The organism is Planktothrix sp. FACHB-1355 (genome assembly GCF_014748295.1).
GTDB lineage: Bacteria > Cyanobacteriota > Cyanobacteriia > Cyanobacteriales > Aerosakkonemataceae > Aerosakkonema > Aerosakkonema funiforme_A.
Genome location: NZ_JACJUP010000880.1, coordinates 1 through 3,112 on the forward strand (window position 1 = coordinate 1; position 3,112 = coordinate 3,112).

Annotated in this window: 2 protein-coding genes; both read left to right on the forward strand. The window is 49.0% G+C overall.

The window, feature by feature from the left end:
- Positions 1-225 precede the first annotated feature (225 nt).
- Positions 226-2,667, forward strand: coding sequence for a phenylalanine--tRNA ligase subunit beta (gene pheT / locus H6S82_RS26385; protein ID WP_190464295.1), 2,442 nt, complete (start codon positions 226-228; stop codon positions 2,665-2,667).
- 79 nt (positions 2,668-2,746) lie between these two features.
- A complete protein-coding gene (locus tag H6S82_RS26390) occupies positions 2,747-3,016 on the forward strand; it encodes a YciI family protein (protein WP_190464294.1) in 270 nt (89 codons plus the stop codon).
- The last annotated feature ends 96 nt before the right edge of the window (positions 3,017-3,112 follow it).

Consider the following 3,112-nt stretch of genomic DNA (forward strand, 5'->3'; position numbering starts at 1 on the left):
TGGGGGAGTGGGGGAAGTCAAAAGTCAAAAGTCAAAATTCCTCCCTTTTCCCTTTTCCCTTTTGCCTGGCCCCTAACCCCGACGCCCGACGCCTTTGTCTCTAACCTCTTGTCTCTAGTTTCTCCTTTGAAGTTCCTCTTTGCCAGGAGCCGAGGCCCCTATGCCCCAATACCCTACACCCCTGGTAAAATAGTCAGTCTGACATATGTAAAGGCGTTCTTGCAAATGCGTATCTCTCTGAACTGGCTGCGGGAACTGGTTGATTTCACGATGACCCCAGAAGAGTTGGCCCATACGCTGACAATGGCTGGGTTTGAAGTAGAAGATATCGAAGATCGGCGCACTTGGGCTGATGGGGTGGTTGTCGGAAAAGTGCTGAGCTGTCAACCCCACCCCAACGCCGATAAGCTCAGAGTTTGCGAAGTCGATATCGGCGCTGCTGCACCTCTGAATATTGTCTGCGGAGCCGCCAATGTCCGCGCTTCTTTGTATGTAGCTGTAGCTACTCCTGGCACTTATCTGCCCAACATCGACCTGAAAATTCGGCCTACGAAACTGCGGGGTGTTCGCTCGGAGGGGATGATCTGCTCCCTCTCCGAGCTCGGTCTGGCAAAAGAATCTTCTGGCATTCATAGTTTTGACGATGAAGATAACCTGGAACTGGGCAGCGACGTTCGGCCTCTGCTGGGTTTGGATGATGCAATCTTAGATATCACAGCAACTGCTAATAGAGCTGATGCTTTGAGTATGGTAGGCATAGCGCGGGAGGTGGCGGCGCTCGCTGGGGCAACTCTAAAATTACCAGAAGCTCAAGAGGTGTCGATCGCAGCTAAAGGCACTGGCCTGATGCTGAAAGTTGAGGAGCCTCAAGCTTGTCCTGCTTACATAGGAACAGTAATCGAACAAGTTAAAATTGGCCCTTCTCCACAATGGCTGCAAAGACGTTTGCAATTATCTGGTGTGAGACCTATTAACAATGTAGTCGATATAACTAACTACATACTATTAGAATGGGGTCAACCGCTGCACGCTTTCGATCGCGATCGTTTACAAGTTGTTGCAGGTAAAAATTCGCTCGCGATTGGCGTCCGCTTCGCTCAACAAGGTGAATCCCTCAAAACTTTGGATGGGCAGACGCGCACGCTACAACCCCAAACGCTCCTCATTACAGCTAACGATAAGCCTGTCGCCCTCGCAGGGGTTATGGGCGGTGAAGAAACCGAAGTCCACGAAGGCACTCAAAATATACTTCTGGAAGCTGCCCTATTCGATATGATGGCGATTCGCCGTTCTGGGCGCAGTCAAGGTTTGCGGACTGAAGCTTCGGCCCGTTATGAAAGGGGCGTCAATCAGGCAGAATTAGAAATTGCCTGTCGTCGCGCTATCGGGATGATCGCAGAATTGGCAGGCGGTTTACCTGTAGTTCGAGAAATAGCGGACGCCAGACCGAATCAGTCTGCTTGGACGCGATCGATCGAACTGCGTCTGGAACGGGTAAACCAGATTTTAGGGCCGATCGATTTGGGAGAAGATGTTGGGGAACTGCAAGCGCCGGATATCGAACGCATCCTGACAGCACTCGGTTGTCAAGTCACTCCCGCTGCTGCTGAGAAAGTCTGGACGGTAACCGTACCCCCCTATCGCTATCGCGATTTAGAGCGGGAAATCGATTTAATTGAAGAAATTGCCCGTTTGTACGGTTACGACAACTTCTGCGATGATTTGCCCGCAGAGACAGAAGCCGGCTATATTTCCGTTGACCAGCAACTAACTCGGAAGCTGCGAGAAGCTTTGCGGGCAGCGGGATTGACGGAATTAGTGCATTACTCTGTGGTCAAACCGGAAGCAGATACAAAAATTATCATTCGCAATCCCATGTTCTCTGAATATTCGGCTTTGCGAAAAGATCTCATATCGGGACTGATCGATGCCTTTCAATACAATCTCGAACAGAAAAATGGCCCCCTGAACGGGTTTGAAATCGGTCGCATCTTCTGGCAAGAAGAAGATGGATTGATGGAAGCAGACTCGGTAGCCGGTATCATTGGTGGCGATCCCACTCTCGGTAAGTGGACTCGTTCCGGTCGCGAAGAACCGATGAGTTGGTATGAGGCAAAGGGTGTGCTGGACAATGTGTTTCAGCGATTGGGTTTGAAGGTAGAGTATCAACCAGACCGACGCGATGAGCGTTTGCATCCGGGACGTACTGCTTCTTTGTGGTTGCAGGGCGATCGTTTGGGCACTTTTGGCCAACTCCATCCCCAGTTGCGGAAAGAACGGGATTTGCCAGATGCAGTCTACGTTTTTGATTTGGATTTGGATGTGTTGTTGGATTATTTGGATCGGGATGAAAACTTTATTCCCACGTTTCATCCTTATTCTTCTTTCCCCGCATCCGATCGCGATATCGCTTTCTTCGCACCATCACAAGTGTATGTTGCCGAAATAGAAAGGGAAATGACTAAAGTTGCTGGGGATTTGTTGGAGTCGGTGGAATTGTTTGATGAATATAAGGGTGAAAATGTGCCGCCGGGACAACGCAGTTTGGCATTTCGCTTAATTTATCGAGCGAGCGATCGCACTCTCACCGATGAAGATGTCGAATCCGTTCACGGAAAAGTTCGCGAAGCCCTACGCGACAAGTTCAACGTCACTCTCAGAAGTTAATTAATTTTAGATTTTAGATTGTATACTCAATCCAAAATCTAAAATCTAAAATCCAAAATCCAAAATCCAAAATCGAGCCATGCCAAAGTACGTGCTGTGGGGAAGTTATTGCGAAGATGTTCTGGAAAAACGGGCACCTTATCGCCAAGCTCATTTAGATGGACTCGCCGCCCAAAAAGAATCTGGTGTTTTGGTTACTATTGGCCCTACCAAAGATTTGAGCAAAGTTTTCGGTATCTACGAAGCACCAGATGAAGCTACTGTACGTCAGTTGATTGAAGCCGATCCCTATTGGCAAAACGGTATTTGGACAGAATACGAAGTCCGCGAGTGGATTCAAGCAATTTGAATACACTTACTTCTTGAAAAAGCCCAAGAGAACTCCAACCCCTAGCCCCCTCCCGCAACAGAGAGGGGGCATTTTGACACTCAGCGCCCTAAAAGT